The sequence below is a fragment of the Streptomyces sp. HUAS 15-9 genome (assembly GCF_025642155.1).
Classification (GTDB): Bacteria; Actinomycetota; Actinomycetes; order Streptomycetales; family Streptomycetaceae; genus Streptomyces.
In genome coordinates this window covers 1,201,138-1,220,934 of record NZ_CP106798.1, presented here as the reverse complement: position 1 = coordinate 1,220,934, position 19,797 = coordinate 1,201,138, and the positions used below count along the sequence as shown (strand labels likewise).

General features: G+C 71.2%; 16 protein-coding genes and 4 pseudogenes. 10 read left to right on the top strand and 10 right to left on the bottom strand.

The window, feature by feature from the left end; translation table 11 throughout:
• Window positions 1-11 precede the first annotated feature (11 nt).
• Both N8I87_RS05475 and N8I87_RS05470 read right to left on the bottom strand, forming a co-directional pair.
• A complete protein-coding gene (locus N8I87_RS05475; protein ID WP_263205986.1) occupies window positions 12-299 on the bottom strand; it encodes a YciI family protein in 288 nt (95 codons plus the stop codon).
• Window positions 300-337: 38 nt separating this feature from the next.
• Window positions 338-934 carry a TetR/AcrR family transcriptional regulator gene (locus tag N8I87_RS05470; RefSeq protein WP_263205985.1) on the bottom strand — a complete coding sequence of 199 codons (597 nt, stop codon included), beginning with the start codon at window positions 932-934 and terminating at the stop codon, window positions 338-340.
• Between the two features lie 158 nt (window positions 935-1,092).
• On the opposite strand from N8I87_RS05470, the pseudogene N8I87_RS05465 reads away from it, so the two are divergent.
• Window positions 1,093-2,339, top strand: a pseudogene (locus N8I87_RS05465) (IS701 family transposase).
• 254 nt (window positions 2,340-2,593) lie between these two features.
• Here N8I87_RS05465 and N8I87_RS05460 read toward each other — a convergent pair.
• On the bottom strand, window positions 2,594-3,601 hold the full coding sequence (locus N8I87_RS05460) for a hypothetical protein (protein ID WP_263216974.1): 1,008 nt from the start codon (window positions 3,599-3,601) through the stop codon (window positions 2,594-2,596).
• Here N8I87_RS05460 and N8I87_RS05455 point away from each other — a divergent pair.
• A pseudogene (locus N8I87_RS05455) lies at window positions 3,501-3,815 on the top strand (galactose oxidase early set domain-containing protein); the annotation flags it as partial. The gene N8I87_RS05460 and the pseudogene N8I87_RS05455 sit on opposite strands and share 101 nt — an antisense overlap.
• Window positions 3,816-3,964: 149 nt before the next feature.
• Here the strand turns inward: N8I87_RS05455 and N8I87_RS05450 are convergent.
• Together N8I87_RS05450 and N8I87_RS05445 are read right to left on the bottom strand one after the other, a co-directional pair.
• Window positions 3,965-4,744: an ABC transporter permease gene (locus tag N8I87_RS05450; protein ID WP_263205982.1), complete on the bottom strand. Its 780-nt coding sequence runs from the start codon at window positions 4,742-4,744 to the stop codon at window positions 3,965-3,967.
• A gap of 19 nt (window positions 4,745-4,763) precedes the next feature.
• On the bottom strand, window positions 4,764-5,198 hold the full coding sequence (locus N8I87_RS05445) for an ATP-binding cassette domain-containing protein (protein WP_263205980.1): 435 nt from the start codon (window positions 5,196-5,198) through the stop codon (window positions 4,764-4,766).
• 145 nt (window positions 5,199-5,343) lie between these two features.
• Here N8I87_RS05445 and N8I87_RS05440 point away from each other — a divergent pair, with 145 nt between their 5' ends.
• Genes N8I87_RS05440 through N8I87_RS05430 form a run of 3 tightly spaced genes read left to right on the top strand, consistent with a single transcriptional unit; the run spans window position 5,344 to window position 7,734 of the window.
• On the top strand, window positions 5,344-6,090 hold the full coding sequence (locus N8I87_RS05440) for a hypothetical protein (protein ID WP_263205978.1): 747 nt from the start codon (window positions 5,344-5,346) through the stop codon (window positions 6,088-6,090).
• Window positions 6,087-6,425 carry a winged helix-turn-helix domain-containing protein gene (locus N8I87_RS05435; RefSeq protein ID WP_263205977.1) on the top strand — a complete coding sequence of 113 codons (339 nt, stop codon included), beginning with the start codon at window positions 6,087-6,089 and terminating at the stop codon, window positions 6,423-6,425. Before N8I87_RS05440 ends, N8I87_RS05435 begins: the two co-directional genes overlap by 4 nt.
• Window positions 6,426-6,483: 58 nt before the next feature.
• Complete coding sequence (locus N8I87_RS05430) at window positions 6,484-7,734, top strand: alpha/beta hydrolase family protein (RefSeq protein WP_263205975.1); 1,251 nt, start codon at window positions 6,484-6,486, stop codon at window positions 7,732-7,734.
• 285 nt (window positions 7,735-8,019) lie between these two features.
• Here the strand turns inward: N8I87_RS05430 and N8I87_RS05425 are convergent, their stop codons facing one another.
• Window positions 8,020-8,682: a site-specific integrase gene (locus tag N8I87_RS05425; RefSeq protein WP_263205973.1), complete on the bottom strand. Its 663-nt coding sequence runs from the start codon at window positions 8,680-8,682 to the stop codon at window positions 8,020-8,022.
• 68 nt (window positions 8,683-8,750) lie between these two features.
• On the opposite strand from N8I87_RS05425, the gene N8I87_RS05420 reads away from it, so the two are divergent.
• Window positions 8,751-9,023, top strand: coding sequence for a hypothetical protein (locus N8I87_RS05420; RefSeq protein ID WP_263205970.1), 273 nt, complete (start codon window positions 8,751-8,753; stop codon window positions 9,021-9,023).
• Window positions 9,024-9,053: 30 nt separating this feature from the next.
• Here N8I87_RS05420 and N8I87_RS05415 read toward each other — a convergent pair whose 3' ends face one another.
• Window positions 9,054-9,971 carry an NADP-dependent oxidoreductase gene (locus N8I87_RS05415; RefSeq protein WP_263216308.1) on the bottom strand — a complete coding sequence of 306 codons (918 nt, stop codon included), beginning with the start codon at window positions 9,969-9,971 and terminating at the stop codon, window positions 9,054-9,056.
• Between the two features lie 739 nt (window positions 9,972-10,710).
• Here N8I87_RS05415 and N8I87_RS05410 point away from each other — a divergent pair.
• The 3 genes and pseudogenes from N8I87_RS05410 (at window position 10,711) to N8I87_RS05400 (ending at window position 13,024) form a co-directional block, all read left to right on the top strand.
• A complete protein-coding gene (locus N8I87_RS05410; protein ID WP_263205969.1) occupies window positions 10,711-11,133 on the top strand; it encodes a YjbQ family protein in 423 nt (140 codons plus the stop codon).
• Window positions 11,134-11,304: 171 nt separating this feature from the next.
• Window positions 11,305-11,792: pseudogene (locus N8I87_RS05405) on the top strand (fluoride efflux transporter FluC).
• Window positions 11,789-13,024 (top strand): MFS transporter, encoded by a 1,236-nt coding sequence (locus N8I87_RS05400; protein ID WP_263205968.1) that lies wholly within the window; start codon window positions 11,789-11,791, stop codon window positions 13,022-13,024. Before N8I87_RS05405 ends, N8I87_RS05400 begins: the two are co-directional and overlap by 4 nt.
• Before the next feature lie 70 nt (window positions 13,025-13,094).
• Here N8I87_RS05400 and N8I87_RS05395 read toward each other — a convergent pair whose 3' ends face one another.
• Window positions 13,095-13,592, bottom strand: coding sequence for an inorganic diphosphatase (locus N8I87_RS05395; protein WP_263205967.1), 498 nt, complete (start codon window positions 13,590-13,592; stop codon window positions 13,095-13,097).
• A 390-nt stretch (window positions 13,593-13,982) separates the two neighbouring features.
• Between N8I87_RS05395 and N8I87_RS05390 the strand changes: the two genes are divergently transcribed.
• Entirely contained in the window at window positions 13,983-14,462 is a 480-nt protein-coding gene (locus tag N8I87_RS05390; RefSeq protein WP_263205964.1) for an inorganic diphosphatase, read from the top strand.
• Here N8I87_RS05390 and N8I87_RS05385 read toward each other — a convergent pair.
• Both N8I87_RS05385 and N8I87_RS05380 read right to left on the bottom strand, forming a co-directional pair.
• Window positions 14,443-16,242 carry an SWIM zinc finger family protein gene (locus tag N8I87_RS05385; RefSeq protein ID WP_263205963.1) on the bottom strand — a complete coding sequence of 600 codons (1,800 nt, stop codon included), beginning with the start codon at window positions 16,240-16,242 and terminating at the stop codon, window positions 14,443-14,445. The genes N8I87_RS05390 and N8I87_RS05385 overlap by 20 nt on opposite strands.
• Window positions 16,239-19,792: pseudogene (locus tag N8I87_RS05380) on the bottom strand (vWA domain-containing protein). The gene N8I87_RS05385 and the pseudogene N8I87_RS05380 overlap by 4 nt, the downstream one beginning before the upstream one ends.
• Between the last annotated feature and the right edge of the window lie 5 nt (window positions 19,793-19,797).

The window sequence follows — 19,797 nt, the reverse complement described above, 5'->3', positions numbered from 1 at the left end:
CGGTCATGGGTTCAGCCCGCCAGGAACGCAAGCCGCGGATCGGTACGGTTCGGGGCGATCTCGATGATCTCGGCTGAGACGACCTCGTGGGCGACGAACGGATCGGCCGCAACACGCCGCTGCAGGTCGTCGAAGGTGGTGTTGTGGGCCAGTACGGCACCGCCCTGACCAGGTTGTATGCCTCCGATCAGCAGGAAGACCCCGTCACGCAAGCCTTGCTGGATCCATTCCTGATGGCCTGCCATGTGATCCGTAGCCTGGCTCTTGTTGGCCGCAAAGCGGAGCAGGACGACGAACACTGAATCTCCTTCGTTTGCTGGTGGTGTGGTGGGTCGCCTCAGTGAGGGGAGCGCGGTGACGCGTGGTCTGCGAGGCACCTGTCGAGCCAGTCATGGAGGCGATCGACCTCCCGATGCACGAACTCGCTGTCGTGGAAGGCGTTGGACAAGGTGGCCACGCCTTGAGTGGAAGCTAGGACGTGCATTGCGAAATCGTCGGCTTCGACGGTGAACCCGAGTTCTTCGAACTGTTCCCGAAGCCAGGTCCGGAACAGACCGAAGACGGCGACAGCTTGGGGGCGTGCGGGGTGATCGAGTTTGGCGAGTTCGTTCGTGAGGGTTCCGACCGGACAGCCGTAGTTCTGGATGTCCGCACGGTTGGTGACGACGATCTCCACGAACCGTCGCACCCGCTCAGCGGGACCTGGCTCGTCTCGGTCCCACTCCGCGAGCATCGCGCGCGTGCTCTGGAGCCGGGCCTCGATGACCGCGCTGAGGATCTCGTCCTTGGTCTTGAAGTGGTGGTAGAAGTTGCCCCGCGAGATGCCCACCGCCTCGGCGATCGCCGCGAACGACGTGTGCTCGAAACCCTGCTCGTAGAAGAGCCGGTTCGCAGCATCGACGATCTGCGCCCGCGTACCCGTGCTCCCAGCCACCGCGCAACCTCACCGTCCTCACCCAGTGCTAGGACGAGCGTCCTAGGCGCGAATGCAACTCTAGGACACGCGTCCTAGTAGGGCTTGGTCATCTTCACTCCTGAGTGGCGTGTCTGTTGCCTCGTGGGTGGCGTTGTCGTGGTGTGACACCTGAGGAGATGACCGAGGCCCGGGGGGACCTGGAGGCGTTCGCGGCGGAGTTGTTCGACGGGTTCTTCCGTGCGGACCAGCGGCGGTGGGGACAGGCGTATGTGCGAGGGCTGCTGCTGGACGGGCGGCGTAAGTCGGTGGAGCCGATGGCAGCCCGCCTCGGCGAGGACGGCAACCGGCAGGCGCTGGCGCACTTCATCACCTCCAGCCCGTGGGATCCGGCGCATGTGCGGGCCCGGCTGGCCTGGAGGATGCACGAGGCGATCGGTCCGGAGGCGCTGATCGTTGACGACACCGGCTTCCTCAAGGACGGGGACGCGTCTGCGTGTGTGTCGCGGCAGTACACCGGCACCGCGGGCAAGGTCACCAACTGCCAGGTGGGAGTGTCGCTGCACCTGGCCCGTGAGCAGGCCTCGGCCGCAGTGAACTGGCGGCTGTTCGTGCCCGCTTCATGGGATCCGGCCTCTGGACAGGCGGATGCGGCCAAGGTCGCCCGCCGCGGCCGTTGCGGCATCCCCGCCCAGGTGGGGCATGTGGAGAAGTGGCAGCTGGCCCTGGACATGATCGACGAAACCCGGTCGTGGGGCGTCGATGTCCCCTTGGTCGTGGCGGATGCCGGATACGGCGATGCCGCCGCCTTCCGTCTGGGGCTGGAGGAACGCAGCCTGCCCTATGCGGTCGGGATCTCCTGCCGCCACACCGCCCATCCGGCCGACGCCCGGCCCGTCCAGCCCCCTACGCGGGCACCGGCCGGCACCGAAAGCGCAGTACCCCGACCCTGCGCAGACGGTGAAAGACCTGGTCATCGCGGTACCGGGCGGCTGCACGGCCGGTTTCCTGGCGGGTAGGCTCCCGGCCGGGCACGGGCCGAAACGGCTTCAAGCGCATGTACTCGCGGTTCGTCGCCCTCAGGGTCCGGCCCGCCGGACGGGGCCTACGCAAGACCACGGACGCTCCCGAGCTGCCTGAACGCTGGCTGCTGGCCGAATGGCCCGCCACCGAGAGCGAGCCGGTGCAGTTCTGGCTGTCCAGCCTGCCCTCCGGCATGCCACTGGCCACCCTGGTGCGGCTGACCAAGCTGCGCTGGCGCATCGAGCACGACTACCGGGAGATGAAACAGGCCCTGGGACTTGCCCACTTCGAAGGCCGCACCTGGGGCGGCTGGCACCACCATGTCACCCTCGTCTCCGCCGCCCATGCCTTCTGCACCCTCAGGCGCATGGCTCGCGCCCCAAAAGACACAGCGGCGGTCTGAGTCTCTACCAGATCGTCCGTGAACTGCAGACACTCCTCGCCCTCTGGACCGGCGCCTGCCCCACCTGCCGCCGCGACATACCCGCACCGATAGCAAGATGACCAAGCCCTACTAGGTGACGTCAAGGCTGAGCGGGGACGGACGGTGTCAGCAAGGTCATGACCGCTAGTCACCTCAATGCCTGGATGGAAGCAGCACTCCCCTCCGTCGCAGCACCTCGTACCGGGAGCGGCGTTGGTCCGCAAGGCCGTTGGTCATGAGCGCTTACGGCACGACACGGGGGGCTTCAGAATGGGGTTCCAGGCGAACCAGTCCAGGACCTCGGAGCCGAGGTCCCAAGGGGCATTCAGCAGTGCCTTCTTCGTCGTCTGGAGGTCGGAAGAAACCGACTCCGGTGCCGGTCCGACCTTCTTCATCAGAGCGCCCCACTTTTCGAGGAACTCTTCGTCCTCGCCTCGCAGTCGGCTGATGGAGGCCTCCACACATGCGGGCCACTTCGGCATGCCGAAGTGGTCGTCGTGCGTTCCGATCTGAGGAGCGGCGAGGAAGACCAGGAAGTCATCCGGGGAGAGGCGCTTCTCGAAGTGCCTCAGCGTGTCGATGCGCTGCTTGACGTGCTTCTTGATCTCTCCGAGGAACCCCCGGCCGAAGTCTGTCAACGTTCCGTCACACCCGGGCCAGAGTGCCTCGCGGTCCAGGATCATGTCTTCGAGGCTGTAGAGACGGAAGCGATCTCGGCTGATCAAGGTGTCGTACGCCTGCTTCGTCAGCCACGTGTTGCGCGCGAACATCACGCCGTCGCTCAAATTCTTGCGTCGCCTGGTCGGCCGAGACGCGTGGGCATCCTCGATGGGGCCGTTGCGCCACACGAACAGGACGAGACCGTGGGCGGCTGCCCAGCGAAGCCCTCCGGGACGTTCGAGCACGCCCATCCTGACGATCTGCTCGCGCGCCCACGCAAGCCGTTCCTGCAGCTCCTCGTCCGTCACAGCCCATGTCCTTCGCCCCCACGGCAGCCGCCTCCGTTGTCGCTGCCTCCCCAGCCCGACCGTTACTTCGTGTGCCACGTCCGTGAGAGCGGATTCCAGGGGGCGGTCCGACCTCCCGGTGACGCCATGGGCAGTTGATACCCAAGCGGCCCCGTTGTACGTCCTGTTACGGCACCTTGGCCGGAACTGCCGGACTTCACTTACCGGAGGCCCCCGTACCGTCAGGCTCGGCGCGACCGCGATCTTCTGTACGAAGTACGCGTCGGTGATCAAGGCGGCGAGGCTGATCCACCCCAGCTCCACCACTCACGTCACCGACGTCGAGCAGCGCTCGATCGCACTGGGCTTGAAGGAGGCGAAGGACGGCAAGGGCATCCAGGTCAGCGTCCCGAACAATCGCAACCTGGTCCCGGCTGGCTGGTACATGCTCTTCGTGACCGACGATCAAGGAACACCGTCCAAGGCGCAATGGGTCAAGGTGCCCTGAGGAGACCGCCGCGCGCAGCGGGGTGTGGAAGGTGTGGGTGCGCTGCGGAGCCGGGCGTGGGGCTTCGGCGCTGCCCCGCTTCGTCATCCGGGCGCGGGCCGCTCAACGGGCGATGCCCGCAGAACGCAGGGTGGTCCCGGCATGGGAAATCACCGTCCGGTCGGCCGGCGCGTGTGCGTACGGTTGCGGGTCCGCAGGCGGAAGATGACCAGCCCCACTGTGCTGAACGCGGCAGCCCATGCAAGCCCGAGGGCGAGACGCCCCCATAGAGCGGTGCCGCCGAAGGAGCCCCCGACGGCGAACTGCATGGGGCCGAAGGACGGGAACCACTGCAGGATGGGCTTGTTGGCGAGCGGATTGCCCAGGGGGTTCTGCAGGAAGGTGTCCATCAGCCCGCCCATGATGATGAGGAAGAAGCCCTCCAGGTCACGCTTGACCAGGACGCCGAGGAGCAGCCCAAGGGCGCCGTAGGTGAGAGCGATGACCGCGAATCCGGCGAGTACGGCGAACCAGCCGGCGGCCGTCGGCCGCCAGAAGAACAGGATGGCCAGCGCCGTGTAGAGGGCGATCGCGGTGGCGACCGCTGCGATGGCGAGGGTCTTGGCGCCGATGAGGGTGGACTGCCGGTATCCGGCGAAGACGAGGCGCCGGTCGAAGGCGAGCGCCCTCCGGACGGCGTCGAAGACGACGAACCCGGCGATCATCGTCACGGAGTTGAGGCCCGCGGAGATCAGGGTGAGATGACCGCCGTCGACATGCAGGACCTCTCCGGTGGCATACAGTTTGAAGTCCAGCACCTCGCCCGAGGCCATGGCGTCCATCACCAGGTACCAGACGGGCACGAAGAGGACGAGCAGCAGTCCGGCGAGGCGGTTGCGGGTCTGGTCGCGTACCGAGAAGCGCAGCGCGGTGGGGAACTGGCTGTACAACGGCCGGGGTTGTGAGGTGTCAGGCGCCGACATCGCGGTCCTCTCGGGAAGCGGTGCGTGGGGTGAGGCGGCCGTCGGCGAGGTCGGCCAGCAGGTTGAAGCGGCCCTGCTCGAAGACGAGGTGGGTGATGATCACGACGGCTTTGCCTCGGGCGCGCAGCTCCTCGACCAGGTCCCAGAACCGTAGGTACGTCTCCCAGTCGAAGCCCTGGTACGGCTCGTCGAGGAGCAGGACGTCCGGGTCGTGGAGCAGAGCCAGTGTGAGGTTGAGTTTCTGACGGGTACCGCCGGACAGTTCTCCGGCGGCCGACCGCTCGTACCGCTCGTAGCCGAGGAGCCGGACGAGTTCTCTGCCGCGGTCCACATTGGGCAGCCCCCGGGCGGCGGCGAAGTAGCGGAGGTGCTGCTCGACGGTGAGCGCCCCGTTCAGGACGGGATCCTGCGGACGAGGCACAGCATGTCGCAGCTCAACGATGGTTCGTTGAGGCTGATGTTCCCTCGGGTATGCGGTGGCCGACCGGCCTCACGCTGCTCTTGGCCATGGAGCGACGGCACGGACGTCTCTTGCAATAACTAGTTTGTAATGCAAAGCTGACTGTGTGACAGACGCATCGGTGCCCTCGCAAGGCACGCCTCATGAAGTCCTCGCCGGCCTCGGTGACTTGACTCGGCGGGTCCGTGCCGCCCAGCGCGGTGCCTGGTTCCCCCTCCTGCTGTTCGGCGTGCTCACGCTGGGCGCAATCGTGGCGAGTCGTCTCACTTTCAGGATCGAGTCCGTTCCCTGCCCCGCCGGCGACCCCACGGCAGGCACCGGATGCACTGCGGTCACGCAGGGCTCGCCGGTCTACTGGCCCGTCGGGCTAGCCCTGGCCTACGCCGCGACGGGCTTCTTCTACATCCGCCGCTCCCGCAACCGCGGCGTAGGTACTCCGGTCCGGCCCTACATCCTCACCGGGATCGTCCTCGGCGGCCTGGTGACCGCCACCACGCTCTGGGCCATCCGCCACGGAATGCCGAAGCCCGGCCAGCCGCTCGACCTCTGGGGCCTGCACCTCGATCCCGCCTCAAGGGCGGCGGTGCTCCTCCACCGCCTCATCGGGAACGCCACAACCATCGGGCTGCCGCTGCTGGTGCTGTGCTGGGTGGAACGCAGCCGTGCCCTGCTGCTGCTCACCGCCGTGTACCTGGCCATCGATCTGGTTCCGCTCACCGACGGCTGGGCCGGGATCCCCTACACCTCGCCCTGGTCATCTCTGCCCCATCACGGCGTCCAAGGCATCCTCCTCCTGCTCGGCGCCCTCGGCTTCGGCCTGGCCGAGCTGCCCGCTAAGCGCGCCCGCTCATGAGCGAGCAGATCGACCAGCACCCCGTCAATGGCCTGGACGACGTTGTCCACCAGCGCGTCCGCCTCGGCATTCTCACCGTCGCCCACCAGGGCCGCCGTGTCGAGTTCGGCTTCCTGCGGACAACGCTTGGCCTCACCGCCGGAAACCTCAGCCAGCACCTGGCCACCCTGGAGAAGGCCGGACTGATCGACATCGAGAAGGGCTACGAGGGCAAACGCGCCCGCACCTGGCTCTCCCTCACCCCCGCCGGCGCCCAGGCCCTCCGGGACGAAGTCATCCAACTCAAGCGGCTCATCCACCAGATCGAACAGGGCAGCTCAGACCCACAGCCCTAGCCCGCATCGCCCGGGAACTCCTCCGTGCGCCGCGACCGGCTCGCGCTGGTCGCGGCGCATGCGTGCAGCATGCCCAACGCCTCCAAGAGACTGGGGAAGACCTGTGACCACGACATCGGTCACCACCCGAACGGACATGACGCGCCGTCGCATACTCGCGGCAGCGCTCATCGCCGGCCTCGGGGCTACCGTGCCGCTTGGCGCCGCATTCAGCGCGTGGGCGGCTCCTACCGACTCCGGCCCGGCACGACTCACCCTGCCTGCGCCCACCGGACCGTACCCGGTGGGCACGGTGCCACTCCACCTCATCGACACCTCACGTCCGGACCCCGCGGCCGGTCCCGGGCACCACCGCGAGCTGATGGCCGGCGTCTGGTACCCCGCTTGCAAGACGGAGAACCTGCCGCGCTCTCCCTGGATGACCGACGGCGCGCTGCGGGCGTTCCTGGCGGACGTCGGCTTCCCCCTCGACCCCGCCCTCGGCCCGCTCACCGCCGGGCACGTCGGCGCGCCCGTGCACCGTGCGAGCCACCGTCTGCCCGTCATCGTGTACTCGCATGGCGCGGGCAGCCACCGCGGCGACCACACCATCATGGTCCAGGAACTCGCCAGCCACGGCTACGCCGTGGTCACCGTCGACCACACCTACGACACGTTCACCGAGTTCCCCGACGGCCGGGTGCTCACCCCAGCCGACTTCCCCCCGATGTTCCCGAGGGACTTCGCCGCGGACCTCCGGTTCCTGCTCGACTGCGTGGAACAGCTCGCCGCCGGGCGCAGCCCCGACGTCGACGGCAAGACCCTGCCCCAGGGCCTGCTCGGTGCCCTCGACCCGCAGAGCATCGGCGCGTTCGGCTGGTCGAAGGGCGCCACCGCCACCGCGCTCACCATGCTCGCCGACCAGCGCGTGCGCGCCGGACTCAGCATCGACGGCCCGATGCAGCCGACCATCACCGCCGATCTGGACCGGCCGTTCATGATGATGACCGCCGACTTCACCCGGGCCGGCATGCCGGACGTCGCCGAGTTCTGGATGCATCTGCGCGGTTGGCGGCTGAACGTCCAGGCCGAGGGGGCCGTCCACAAGTCGTACGGCGACGACGCGACGCTGATCCCGCAAGCGGGCAAGATCCTCGGCATGGCCGACCAGCAGATCCAGGACATGATCGGCACCCTCGATCCGGCCCGGGCGGTACTGATCCAACAGGCCTACCCGTTCGCGTTCTTCGACCAGCACCTGCGGCACCGCAGAGGGCACCTCCTCGACGGCCCGAGCCCGGCCTTCCCAGAGGTGAAGTTCATCCGGTGAAGCGTTGGGCGGCGCGGTGCGCGGTCCAACCAGGGCCGCCGGAAAACGCCGTCCCCGCCCGGCCGTGGCCTTCGCAAGGGCGGCCACCCGCGCGCGTAGCCCTTCCCTCGCGTGATCGGCGCTTCTACCGCTGGCCGTTGTCCTCCTCGCGGGTCGAGGGTTCGCGCAGCGGCCTGCGGCCAGCCTCCTGCGGGCGGAAGAACGCGTAGCGGCCGAGGAAGTTGATGTGGTCGAACTGGAGTGGTGAAAGGCGGGCAAGGAGGTCGTCGGGCCGGGGACTGCCGATCAGGCTTGGGTGGGCTCTGGCCCGAATCGGTGTGGGTGGGCTGCTCTGACGTACTTCAGTGCGGTCGTATCGGAGATTCCGAAGACGCGCATCAGGTGCACGGGGTCGGCAGTTTCGTGTGCCTCATCGAGCAGCCGGTCGATGCGGAGCGTCCGGGGCTGGATACCGAGCCTTCTGAAGATCAACCGCAGCCCGTCCTCGGACACCGGAGGGCCGTTGGGGTCGACCGCGGTGACCTGCGTGACGATCAGGTGCGGATTGGTGCTGCGGGGCCAGCGCTCAGCCCGTTCGCGAAGCCAGTCGCTCAGAAGCTTCATGGTCAGTTCGTCGAGATGGACGACGTGATCACCACAGCGGCGGCGGACGACCAAGTGCCCTGCCGGACGGTCGAGGCCGGTCAGGAACTGATGGCGGATCTCCTGTGGCCCCAGCGCGTGGATAGCCACCAAACCGACGACCTTCGCCATCGCGGTCGGTGCCTTGTCCAGCAGACCCACGAGCCGGTCCGACGGGATGCGCCGGGGCACGTTGACGGTGCAGGCCACGGAGACACCGCGGGCTGGATCGCGGAAGATCACGCGCTCGCGCTTCAACGCGCGGAAGAGCGATCGCAAGCTGGCATGGAGCGAACGGGCTTGTTCTCCCGTGCGGCTGCTGAGCATGTCCTCGATGTCGCTGGATCTGCTCGACGGACTCGCCGCCCGGCCGGCGCCGCAGGACGGTGTGCAGCATGCTCTCGGTGATGACGGCCGGTCGGCCGCCGTGCTTGCCCTTGCGGGCGGCGGCGTCGAGCCCTTTCAGGGTCGACTCGCGGATGTTCTCCCGCTCGGTCTCCGGCACCGCTGCGAAGCAGCAGCTTGCCGTGCCCGCTGGGGTCGTACATTCCCGCGAGGGGGCTGGCGAGCATCTCCAGCACCAGGCCGTGGGCGAGCAGGTGGTCGGCGAGCGCGGTGAGTTCGGCAACGTCGCGGCCGAGCCGCTTCATCTCGTCCACCGTGGATGACCCGCCAGTCGGACTGTGGCCATCCACTCCCTACGGGCGTACGCGGATGACTGTCTTCCCGCTGCGCCGCGTGGTCGGGTTAAGGGCACCGATGGCATCATCGAAGCTCGCGACGTCACCGATGTTTGTCCGTAGCCGTCCGTCCCGCACCCGCTGCACGATCTTACCCAGTTCGGCACGATCGGCCTCGACAACGAAGTCCACCGCCAGGCCGTCAGTGGGCCGCGCCTCGACCGGGCCGACGACGGACACCAGCGTTCCTCCGGCCTTGATCAGGGCAGCGGACCGCCTCTGAACGTCACCACCGATGACATCGAAGACCAGATTGACACCCCCGACGTCTTTCAGCGCGTCGTTCTCGAGGTCGACGAACTCATGCGCGCCGAAGTCGAGTGCTTTCTCACGGTCGGCGGCGCGTCCGGTGCCGATGACGTAAGCGCCGGCCTCACGTGCGAGCTGGGTCACCATCGTCCCGACCGCGCCTGCAGCGCCATGAGCGAGGACGGTCTGGCCGGCCTGAAGGCGGCCGTGCTGGAACAGCCCCTGCCACGCGGTCAGACCTGAGATGGGCAGGGACGCGCCTACCGTGAAATCGACGTCGCCGGGCAGCGGCGCGAGGTTGCGTGCTTCGATCGCCACGTACTGCGCAAGGGTGCCGTCGCGGTACCAGTCGGCGAGGCCGAACACCCGCTGCCCGACCGACAGCCCCGTCGTGCCGTAGCCGACGGCGGTGACCACTCCGGCCAGCTCGTGGCCGGGGATCGACGGGGTCCTGTCACGGCCTGCGCGATTGGTCCAGGTCGACGGCCACTCCATCTCAGTCGGGACGAAACCCGATGCATGAATCTGAACGATGACGTCATTGATCGCTGCGGGCGGCTCAGGCCGCTCCGCCAGCGTCATCCCGGCCGTTCCCGCGGCCTGGTCGGTAACCACAATGGCTTTCATCGGGATCGTCCCCTTCCTTGTATGAGCTTGTAACACGATCATGAGCTGTGAGGACTCACTCGGTACCGGCCCGAGGTAAGCGCCGATGCTCGCTCCTGTGAACCGCTTCCAGTCGCCGATTTCCACGGCCAGGGCGAAGGCGGTGAGAGTGTCGATTCCGCGCAGGCACCCGAGCCGGGTGACCACCGCAGACCACAGAGAGTCGGTGGCCATCGCGGTGATCGCTTTATCGAGTCGGGTCCGGCGTCCCTCAGCCAGGACCACCGCCTCGTACGCGCCTCAGGAGGCCTCCCGCCCAAGCCTTCTCGACGTCCTGCACAGCAAGCAGTCCGGCAGCCTGCGCCACGCCGCGCCACGGGACCACATCCTTCACGTGATGCGGCTGAGCCCAGGGGCGCCCACCGGGCATCATGACCTGCTGGATACGGCTCTCAGGCCCCTTGCCGATGTCCCCCGCGGCCGCGGCAGCAGGACAGTATCTCAACAGGATGAGGAACGGCGGGCGGCTCTAAAGGGACAAGACCATGAGACAGAAGTGCCGTGGCCCACGGTGAGACAGTCGAGAAGCTCCGAGGTGGGGACAACGGAAGGGGACATTCCATTCGAGGTCCTACACGGCCGTGCGGGCCGGCCGCGACGGCCGTGCGTGCCGACCGGGCCGACCGCGCCACAGGGCCGAAAGCAGCCAGGAGTCGAGCCGACGGTCAACGGGGTCGCGCGGAAGGGTCAGGATGGTGGCATGTCAGATGCCTTCACGACACGAGTGCTGAACGTCGCCACCGGTTCCCGGGAGCGCATCGTCGACCTCACCGGCGACTGCGAGGTCTTCCTGCGCGAGACGGCGGGCGGCCGCGACGGCCTGCTGAACCTCTTCGTCCCGCACGCCACCGCCGGTATCGCCGTCATCGAGACGGGTGCCGGCAGCGACGACGACCTCCTGGCCGCGCTGCACACCCTGCTGCCCGCCGATGACCGCTGGCAGCACCGTCACGGCAGCCCCGGCCACGGCCGCGACCACGTCCTGCCGGCCTTTGTGCCGCCGCACGCCACCCTGCCGGTGCTGGGCGGGCGCCTGGCCCTTGGAACCTGGCAGTCGGTGTGCCTGGTGGACACCAACCGGGACAACCCCAACCGCCAGGTCCGGTTGAGCTTCCTCGGCTAGGGATCCGCTTCGGGCGGCGCTAGTCTGGTCGTCGGCTGTGATCTCCGGTCACGGCGCGGCGGTGGGGCTCGCCGTACCCGAACCGCGGCATCGATGCCGCCAACAGTCCCTACTTGCGATGGAGTGTGCCCACCTGCCCGTGGGCTCCGGCGAGTAGGAGAACGTACGTACATGACTGCCCCCGACTCCGGCGTGACGGACGAGCCCACGGATCCCGACGTCGATCTGCACGTGCCCGTGCGGCGGCGGGAGTCGTGGCGTGAGCAGGGGCCGATCGTGGTGGTGGTAGCGCTCGGCGGGGCGGTCGGGGGCTCGGCCCGGTACGGGGCTTCGCTGGTGTGGCCGGTCGCGGCGGGCTCGTTGCCGTGGACGACGCTGTGGGTCGATGCCGTGGGCTGCGCGGTGATCGGCGTGTTCATGGTGCTGATCACGGACGTGTGGGCGGCCCACCGGCTGGTCCGGCCGTTCTTCGGGACCGGGGTGCTGGGCGGGTTCACGACGTTTTCCACGTATGCCGTGGACATTCAGAAGCTGGTGGCCGGTGGCCGTCCCCGGACCGGGCTGCCGCGTATCTCGCGGCGACGCCGTGCACGGCGCTTGCGGCGGTATGGCTCGCGGCGGCGGTGACGCGCCGCTCGGTGTCGTGGAGGCAGCGGTGACAAGGCTGACACGGCCGGTGTCCGGGGAGCGGCAGCCGGAGCGGTCGTCGGCAGGGATGGGGCCGTGGCGGTTCGTGGTCTGGTTCGGCACGGTCAGCCTGCTCGCGGACGTCGTCTACGAGGGCGCCCGTTCGATCACCGGCCCGCTGCTGGCCTCGCTGGGCGCCTCCTCCCTGGTCGTGGGGACGGTCACGGGAGCCGGGGAGACGGCGGCGCTGGGGCTGCTGCTGGTCTCCGGGCCGATGGCGGATCGGACCCGCCGATTCTGGGGCCTGACGATCGCCGGGTACGCGCTGACGGTCCTCTCGGTGCCGCTGCTGGGCGTGGCGGGTGTGCTGTGGGCCGCGTGCGTGCTGGTGATCGCCGAGCGTGTCGGCAAGGCGGTGCGCTCGCCCGCGAAGGACACCCTGCTGTCACACGCCACCGCCGCGACCGGCAGGGGCCGGGGCTTCGCCGTCCATGAAGCGCTGGACCAGATCGGTGCCATCGCCGGTCCGCTGCTGGTGGCGGGCGTGCTCGCGCTGACCGGGAACGACTACGGTCCCGCGCTCGGCGTGCTCGCCGCCCCTGGCATCGCCGTCCTCCTGCTGCTGTTCTGGCTACGGGCCCGGGTGCCCGACCCGGAAGCCTACGAACGCGGGGTGACCGCCGAGGCGCCCCAGCCCGCGATGCCGGAGAGGCGGGACGGACGGCTGCCGAGGGCGTTCTGGACCTACGCCGGCTTCACCGCGGCCACCACGACCGGGTTCGCCACCTTCGGCGTGCTCTCCTACCACCTGGTCCAGCGGCAGTTGCTGACCGCGGCCTGGGTCCCGGTGCTGTACGCGATGGCGATGGCGGTGGACGCGGTCGCGGCGCTGGCCACCGGCTGGGCCTACGACCGGATCGGCCCGCGTGTCCTGGTGGTTCTGCCGGTATTGACCGCGGGCGTCGTGGTGCTGGCGTTCTCCGACACGGTCGCGATCGCGGTGGCCGGTTCGCTGGTGTGGGGCGCGGCCATGGGCATCCAGGAGTCCACCCTGCGGGCGACGGTCGCGGACCTGGTGCCCAGCGGTCGGCGGGCGACCGCGTACGGCCTGTTCGCGGGCGTGGTCGGTGCGGCGAGCCTGGCCGGCGGTGCACTGACGGGTGGTCTGTACGGCTACTCGGTCCCCGTGCTCATCACGGTGGTCGTCGCCATCCAGGTGGCGGCCGTGGTGCTGCTGGCCGTCACCCGGGTCGATCGGCGCTGAGCCGCCGGGGCAGTTCGTCGTCTCACCCACTCAGGCCGTACGGCAGGGAGGGACGCCTCATCGGGGTGGTTCACGCCCGCTCGCCGGTGGCCGTGGCCGCGCGCCGTCGGGACGCCTCGATCTCCGTGTACGCCGCGTCCCGGCCCTCCCAGTGGGAGCCCTCGACCGACTTGCCGGGCTCCAGGTCCTTGTAGACCTCGAAGAAGTGGGTGATCTCCAGCCGGTCGAACTCGGAGATGTCCCCGATGTCCTGCACGTTCGCGTAGCGCGGGTCGTGGGCGGGGACGCACAGCACCTTCTCGTCGGGGCCGTGTTCGTCCTTCATGCAGAACATGCCCACCGCCCGGCATTCGACGGTGCAGCCCGGGAAGGTGGGCTCGCCGGTCAGTACGAGCGCGTCGAGCGGGTCGCCGTCCCGGCCCAGGGTGCCGTCGATGTAGCCGTAGTCGGCCGGGTACTTGGTGGAGGTGAACAGCAGCCGGTCCAGCCGGATGCGGTGCAGCGTGTGGTCCATCTCGTACTTGTTGCGGGAACCCTGGGGGATCTCCACGGTCACTGTGAACTCCACGTCGTCCTCCCTGCCTGGTGTCCGAGCGGGGCGTGAGAGCCGGGCAGACGGGGGCGCACTGGGTGCGGGCATGGCTGCTCCTGGTCAGCGCGGCTGGACCAGGGACCGTCAGCGGACGCGCGCCCGCGGTTGCGGTGAGCCCCATCACCGGCACGTCCTTCCAGGCCGTGCCCTTCCAGTGTGCGCCTCGCTCCCTTCCGGGCCACCTGGCCGACGGCGGTCGGGGACCGGACGGGACAAGGGGCGGTCCAGCCACCCTTTGGTTGCCGCCCCGGCCGTGCGGCAGGAGACTGCTGGTATCCGGCGATGGGGCTCGCCGACAACCGCACGCCTGCGGTGCCGATGGCCTCCACCCCGCTGACCGCGCTCACATCTGAGGAGGTCAGGGCCATGCCCCGGATCACTGTCGACATAGACGCGACCGCCTCGTCCACCATCCGCAAGTCCGACGACGGCGCCTCCGGCCGCCTCACCTCACAGGGCTGGCCGGTCGGACACGGACGTGTCCCGGACACCCTCGACGCCGATGGGCTGCCCCTGGACGCCCTGGTGGTGATGCCCGAACCGGCACTGGCCGGTGCCACGGTGCCCGCTTGGCCGCTGGGCGTCCTGCACCGCATCGCCGCCGAGTCCGAAACTGCCGCCCCGGTACTGCTGTGCGTGGCCGAGGACCCCTCCTTCATCGACCTCGTCGACACCCCCGACCTGCCACGCTGGCACGCCGAGGGCGACGCCTGGGCCGCCGTACTCGCACGCCTGCAGCACCAGGCCGTCGGCAAGGTCACGGCCTGCGGTACCCGCGCCGAGGCCGAGCACCTGATCAGCGACGCTCATCACGCCTACGAGCGGCTCACGGGATGCCTCGAATGACGGGCGGTGCCGTCGACGCGGGGGAGCGGTGGCCCGTGTTCCACGCCGCGGCACACAGCGCCCGGTCCACTTCGTCGGTGTAGACGGCGGCGGCGAGCCAGGCGCGGGCGAAGCGGTCCGTGTCGGCCGGGAGGAGCCGGCCGAAGGGGTCACGCGCACGGGCCGGCGCGGCGCAGTGCAGTTCGTCCAGCAGATCACCCGCGGTCGCCAGGCCGTGCCCGCGCAGACGTGCGGCGTCCGCGGCGCCGCTCCCGGGAAACGCGAGCACCTGCCGGCCGCCGGACGCGGCCTGCTGCACCCGGCGGCGCAGGAGGTGCAGCGGTGCTTCGTCGGGTGTGGGTACGACGGTCCCGGCGGCCGGTGCCGTCGCGGCGGGCAGGTCCGCGTGCCGGAGCCGGTCCAGGCCCAGGTCGAGACGGGTGCCCGGCTCCTTCGGGTGGTCGGCGGCCAGCAGCAGGGCCCGGGGGTGCGGGGCAGGGCTGAGCCGGGCGATCACGCGGAGCCGGCTGCCCCGGGCGGCGCCCAGCAGACGGAGGTTGTCGCGGTAGGGAAGGGCGGGGTCGTCGTGGGCGGCGACCAGACGGAGCGTCAGCCCGTCGCAGTCCGCCAGCAGACAGTCGCCCGCCGCCTCACGGACCGTCCCGGTGAGTGTGACCTCCAGGAACAGCAGGTCGTGGCCGTCGGCCAGGGCACGCGCGACCTGATCGGCGACCGGCACGGCCCAGAGCCGGCCGAGCGGTTCGCCCTGCCAGTCGGCTCCGGAGGCCCGAACCGCCCGTACCCCCGCCCCCGCACCCAGCCGACCCGTCGGCGAGACGGTGGCACCGGACACCGCGAGGCCCGCGCGCGACAACTCACGGTGGGTCAGGGCCGTGTCACCGATGCGCACGGTCCGGTCGGCCGCCCCCACGGCCCGGCCGGGGCCGCCCGGGGCCACGTCGGAGACCGTGTGGAGACGGCCCTCGGCGTCGGCGGTCCAGGTGACCGCGCCCGCATAGCCACTCGCCGTGAGCACGGGCTCGGAGAACAGGCCGTACAGCCGCAGCGAGCCGTCCGGGGTGTACGGCTGGCGTACGGTGCCGCGCAGCGCGGTCAGTTCGGGGCCGGTGGCATACGGGACGCGGTGGGCGACGGCCAGGACCTCGCGCAGGGTGGAGACGAGGTCGGCGAGGCGGTACGCGGGGTCCGCCGAGCGGGCCGCGCGCACCGCGGTGACCACGGAGACCGCCGCGGCGGCCGCCCTGGGGAGTCCCGCCAGCCGCGCGGTGTGCGCCGCGCGCAGCAACTCGGCCTGGAGCACCGCCCCAGCGCCGTCGGTGCCTGCGTCGAGGACCGCGGCCGCCGCGCCGTAGAGCGCCTGCGCGGCGGCGCGCTGGTCGGCGGTGGCCGCGTCGGGCTCCGCCGTGGACGGGGTCTGGGCCTCCGACGGGGCCTTTGCCGCCTCGGCCGGTTTGGATTCCGCCTCCGGTCCGGCCGGTCGATCCGGTTCGGTGTCGGCGATCGGGGCCGCCGACGCCGCGGCCGCCCGGTGCAGGCAGTCCGGTGCCAGCAGACAGCCGCAGCGGATGCCGTCGACGCCGGTCACGGCGCCGCCGGGGGCGTGCAGTTCGAGGTCGGTGTCGTCGTCGACGGCGATGCGCACGGTGTCGCCGTCGCGCACCACCGGCCGGTCCGCCAGCTTCGCGATGCCCGCGTCCAGCCGCTTGCGCAGCCGTGGTGACAGCGCCGCGACCAGTTCGGCGGTCACGGACGGGGCGACCGGAGGAAGGTCCTGGTTCATGCGATCTTCTCCCCTACCCAGCGGGCGAGTTCGAGCGGGCTGAGGGCGGCGACGGGCATTCCCGCGGCGACGACCTGCCCCGCGACACCGGTGGAGTACCGGGGACGGCCGGAGTCGTCGAGGCTCGCGCAGCCGAGGACATGGCAGCCGGCGCCGACGAGGGCGCGGACCTCGGCGAGCAGCCCGCCGAGCGGATAGCCCTCCTCGAAGTCGCTGACGACCACGACGAGGGTGCGGGACGGCACCGTCACCAGTTCGCGCGCGCGCCGGAGCCCCGCCGCGATGTGGGTGCCGCCGCCCACGCTGACCTCCAGCAGCAGCGACAGGGGGTCCTCGACGTGGTCGGTGAGGTCGATGACCTTCGTGGAGAAGGCCAGGAAGTGCGTGGACAGGGTCGGCACCCCGGCCAGTACCGAGGCCGTGAGGGCTGCCCAGACCGTGGACGCCTCCATTGACCCGGACACGTCGGTGACCAGGACGAGCCGCCAGTCGGAGGCACGCCGGGCGCGGGTACGGAACACGGGACGCTCGGGGACGACCTGGACCGTGCCGTCCGGGCCGCGCCGGGCGGTCGCCAGGTTGGCCCGCAGCGTACGGGGCAGGTCGAGGCCGCCGCCCGGCCGTCGGCTGGGCCGTGGCAGGGCCGTGCCGTGCAGCGCGGGGCGCAGCCGGGTCGCCAGCTCCCGGGTCAGCGCCTCGACCAGGCGTCGTACGAGCGGACGCAGCGCGGCCAGCCGGGCCTCGGGCAGTCCGCCCGCGTGCCGGAGCATGCTGCGCAGCAGGTCGACGGAGGGCCGGACGCTGTCCGGATCCAGCTCGGTGAGCACGTCCTGGCGGCCCGACGCGGCGGCCGCGGCCAGTACCTCCTCGCGGATGCCCGGCCCGAACAGGGCAGCCAGCTCCTCGGACCACTCGCGCACCCCGGGGTACGGTGCCTCCCGGCCACCGCCCCGGCCCCGGCCGCCGAGATTCCCCCTGCTGCCCTCGCCGCGCCCGCTGCCGTACAGCTCGTCCAGTGACGTGGCCAACGCCGATGCGGACTGGGGCAGTTGGCCGGTACGGCGGCCGAGGAGCAGCCGCCAGCGGTCGGCGGGGGCGAGCCGGTGTGTCTCGCCGGGGACCTGGGCCGGCGCCTCGTGGGTGGCGGCCGGTTCGGCGGCGGGCTCCGGCTGTTCGTGGTCCCGCGGTGCGGGCAGGAGCCCGAGTCCGGCCAGGGCCTCACGTGCCGCGAGGTCCGCGCGGGTCCAGGTGGCGAGGGCATCGGGGTCGATGCCGGAGGTGTCGGCCAGGTGACTCGTGCCGAGCCGTTCCTCGACGGCCGAGAGGAGGCGGTCGCGGGCGGCCGGGCTGAGCGTCTCGAAGCCTCCCCGGAGCGCGGGCAGTCGGTCGAGGAACTCCCGGTCGAGCAGCTCCGAGACCCGGTTGAGCAGGGGCTCCAGCGCGGGGGCCGCGGACTCCAGGAGCCGGCCCGCCGCGGTCAGCAGTCCCGTGAGCCGCGCGGTGAGCGCTGCCCGGGAGCCGGCGTCGGTGGCCGAGTCCACCCAGGAGGCGACGCGGTCGCCGAGGACCCGGGGGTCCTCGTGTCCGAGGAGCACGCGTACGGCCCCCGCGGCGCCGCGCATCAGCGGGGAACCGTCGGCCGCCAGTCGGGTGAGGGCGTCGGTGAGCCGTATGCCGCCGAGGAGGTCGGCGCGGTGGGCGAGTTCGAGCAGGGCGTGCGCGTCGGCGGGGTCCTCGGAACCGGCGAGGCCGTCCACCTGGCGCACCGCGGCGGCCGTGAGCAGCTCGGCCACTTCGGCCGCACGGGCCGAACGGTCCTCGTCGGCCTCGAGTCCGGCGATGTGCCCGGCCCGCAACCGGTCCAACAGGGCAAGCCCGGAGAGCAGTTCGGGCAGGGTGGCGGAGTGCGGCAGCACGTCGGCCGTGTCCGCCAGCCGCTCGTCCGTCAGTCCCGGCAGACCGCACTCCGCCGCCCGCTCCAGACCGTCCAGGGCCTGCGCGGCGGTCGGCCCGCCCTCGTCGTGCTCCGCCCGCCACCGCTCCCGCAGCACGCCCTCGGCGGCCTGGGCCGGGGTGACACCGCGGACCCCGGCCGTGGTCAGCATGGCCGCGCTGGCGGGGGTCCAGCGCACCTCCCAGCGCGAGGTGAGCGCCTCGGCCCCGCCCGCGCCGACGACCTCCTTGGGCTCGGCGTACGGCACCCCGCACACCGTCAGCCGGCGGAGCAGGAGTTCACGCCGGCGGTCGAGGTCGGAACGGAGCGGGTCCAGACGCAGGTCCCGGGCCGTACCGGGGCCGCCGTCCGCCGGTCCGGGCAGTCCCAGTGCCGCCAACTCGGCCTCGACGGCGGGGGCGAGACCGCTGCGGGGCGCTCCGGGGCGGGGCGGCCGCCGCGCGTCCCGACCAGCACCCGCTCCATCGCCCGTGCGACGGCCCGTCCCCGGCCGTACGGCTCACCCTGCGCGAGCACCGTCTGCACCGCCTCGACCAGCTCGCCCCGGCCGGCCGCGGGCAGTCCGCGCAGCCGGGCGAGGTCTCCGGCCAGCCGGGTGATCTCGCGCGCGTCGGCGGGGCCCGACGGGTGGCCAAGAGCGCGGAGTTCCGCACACACCCGTACGGCCGCCCGGGTCAGCGCCTCCTCCAGCGCGTCCGGATCACCCGCCGCGCCGAGCACCAGGTGCTGCCACTCCGGATCGCGGATACCGGCCGGATAGCCGGAACGCTCGTCCAGGAGCGCGTAGGTGTAGGGGATGAGCGAGGTCGTCCAGACGGGGCGGTCGTCGGGGGCGAGGGATCCGGACTCCACGGCGGGCGAGGCCGACTCGGGCCCGCCGGATCCTGCCGGGGACAGCAACGCCGGGGCGTGGAACGCGCCCACGAGCACCGCGGCGCGCTCGCCGTTCGTGGTGGCGGCCGCCAGGCAGGAGCGCATCCAGCTCTCGCGTCGCAGGTCCAGCTCCGGCACACCCCCCGCCGCGGCCGCGTCCTCCCGCAGCGCCCACCCCGTCAGCAGCGCGGCCCGGCGCAGTGCCTCCGATGCCGAGCCCGGAGCCGTGGCCTCCACGAGCCGGTCCCACAGGTCGTCGCCGGGGCGACCGGTGAGACGCGAGCGCAGGGCCGTGGTCAGGCGGGGGCCACCGGGAGCCTGTGCCCGCTCCGGGCGTTCCTCCCCCCACGCCCGGTCGGCCAGCGGCAGGTCACAGGCGACGACCGGCACGCCCCGCCGCGCGGCCCAGCGCACCGCCGCGAGTTCGGGCGAGAAGTCGGCGAAGGGAAAGAACGCCGGTCCACCGCCCCCGCCCACCGGAGCGGCCGCGAGGGCGACCGGGGCCCTGGTCTCCTCATGGGCGAGCCAGGGCAGCCACTCCTGCACCTCGGCGGGGAGCTCGACGAGCAGCACGTCGGGCTCGGCCGCGTCGAGGAGCGCGGGCACCGCTGCGGCCAGCGAGGGCGCGTGGTGCCGCACGCCGATGAGGTAGGGCGCCCCCGGGCCGGTGAGGGCCGCGACGGCCTCGTCGGGGGAGACGGGGGAGGCGGTGGAGAGGGGCACGGCCG

Excerpts from the sequence above, each read along its gene's own strand:
- N8I87_RS05410 (WP_263205969.1), top strand. The coding sequence starts at position 10,711 with ATGTCAGATGCCTTCACGACACGAGTGCTGAACGTCGCCACCGGTTCC.
- N8I87_RS05430 (WP_263205975.1), top strand. The coding sequence starts at position 6,484 with ATGCGTGCAGCATGCCCAACGCCTCCAAGAGACTGGGGAAGACCTGTG.
- N8I87_RS05435 (WP_263205977.1), top strand. The coding sequence starts at position 6,087 with ATGAGCGAGCAGATCGACCAGCACCCCGTCAATGGCCTGGACGACGTT.
- N8I87_RS05390 (WP_263205964.1), top strand. The coding sequence starts at position 13,983 with ATGCCCCGGATCACTGTCGACATAGACGCGACCGCCTCGTCCACCATC.
- N8I87_RS05415 (WP_263216308.1), bottom strand. The coding sequence starts at position 9,971 with ATGAAAGCCATTGTGGTTACCGACCAGGCCGCGGGAACGGCCGGGATG.
- N8I87_RS05385 (WP_263205963.1), bottom strand. The coding sequence starts at position 16,242 with ATGAACCAGGACCTTCCTCCGGTCGCCCCGTCCGTGACCGCCGAACTG.
- N8I87_RS05420 (WP_263205970.1), top strand. The coding sequence starts at position 8,751 with ATGCTCTCGGTGATGACGGCCGGTCGGCCGCCGTGCTTGCCCTTGCGG.
- N8I87_RS05425 (WP_263205973.1), bottom strand. The coding sequence starts at position 8,682 with ATGCTCAGCAGCCGCACGGGAGAACAAGCCCGTTCGCTCCATGCCAGC.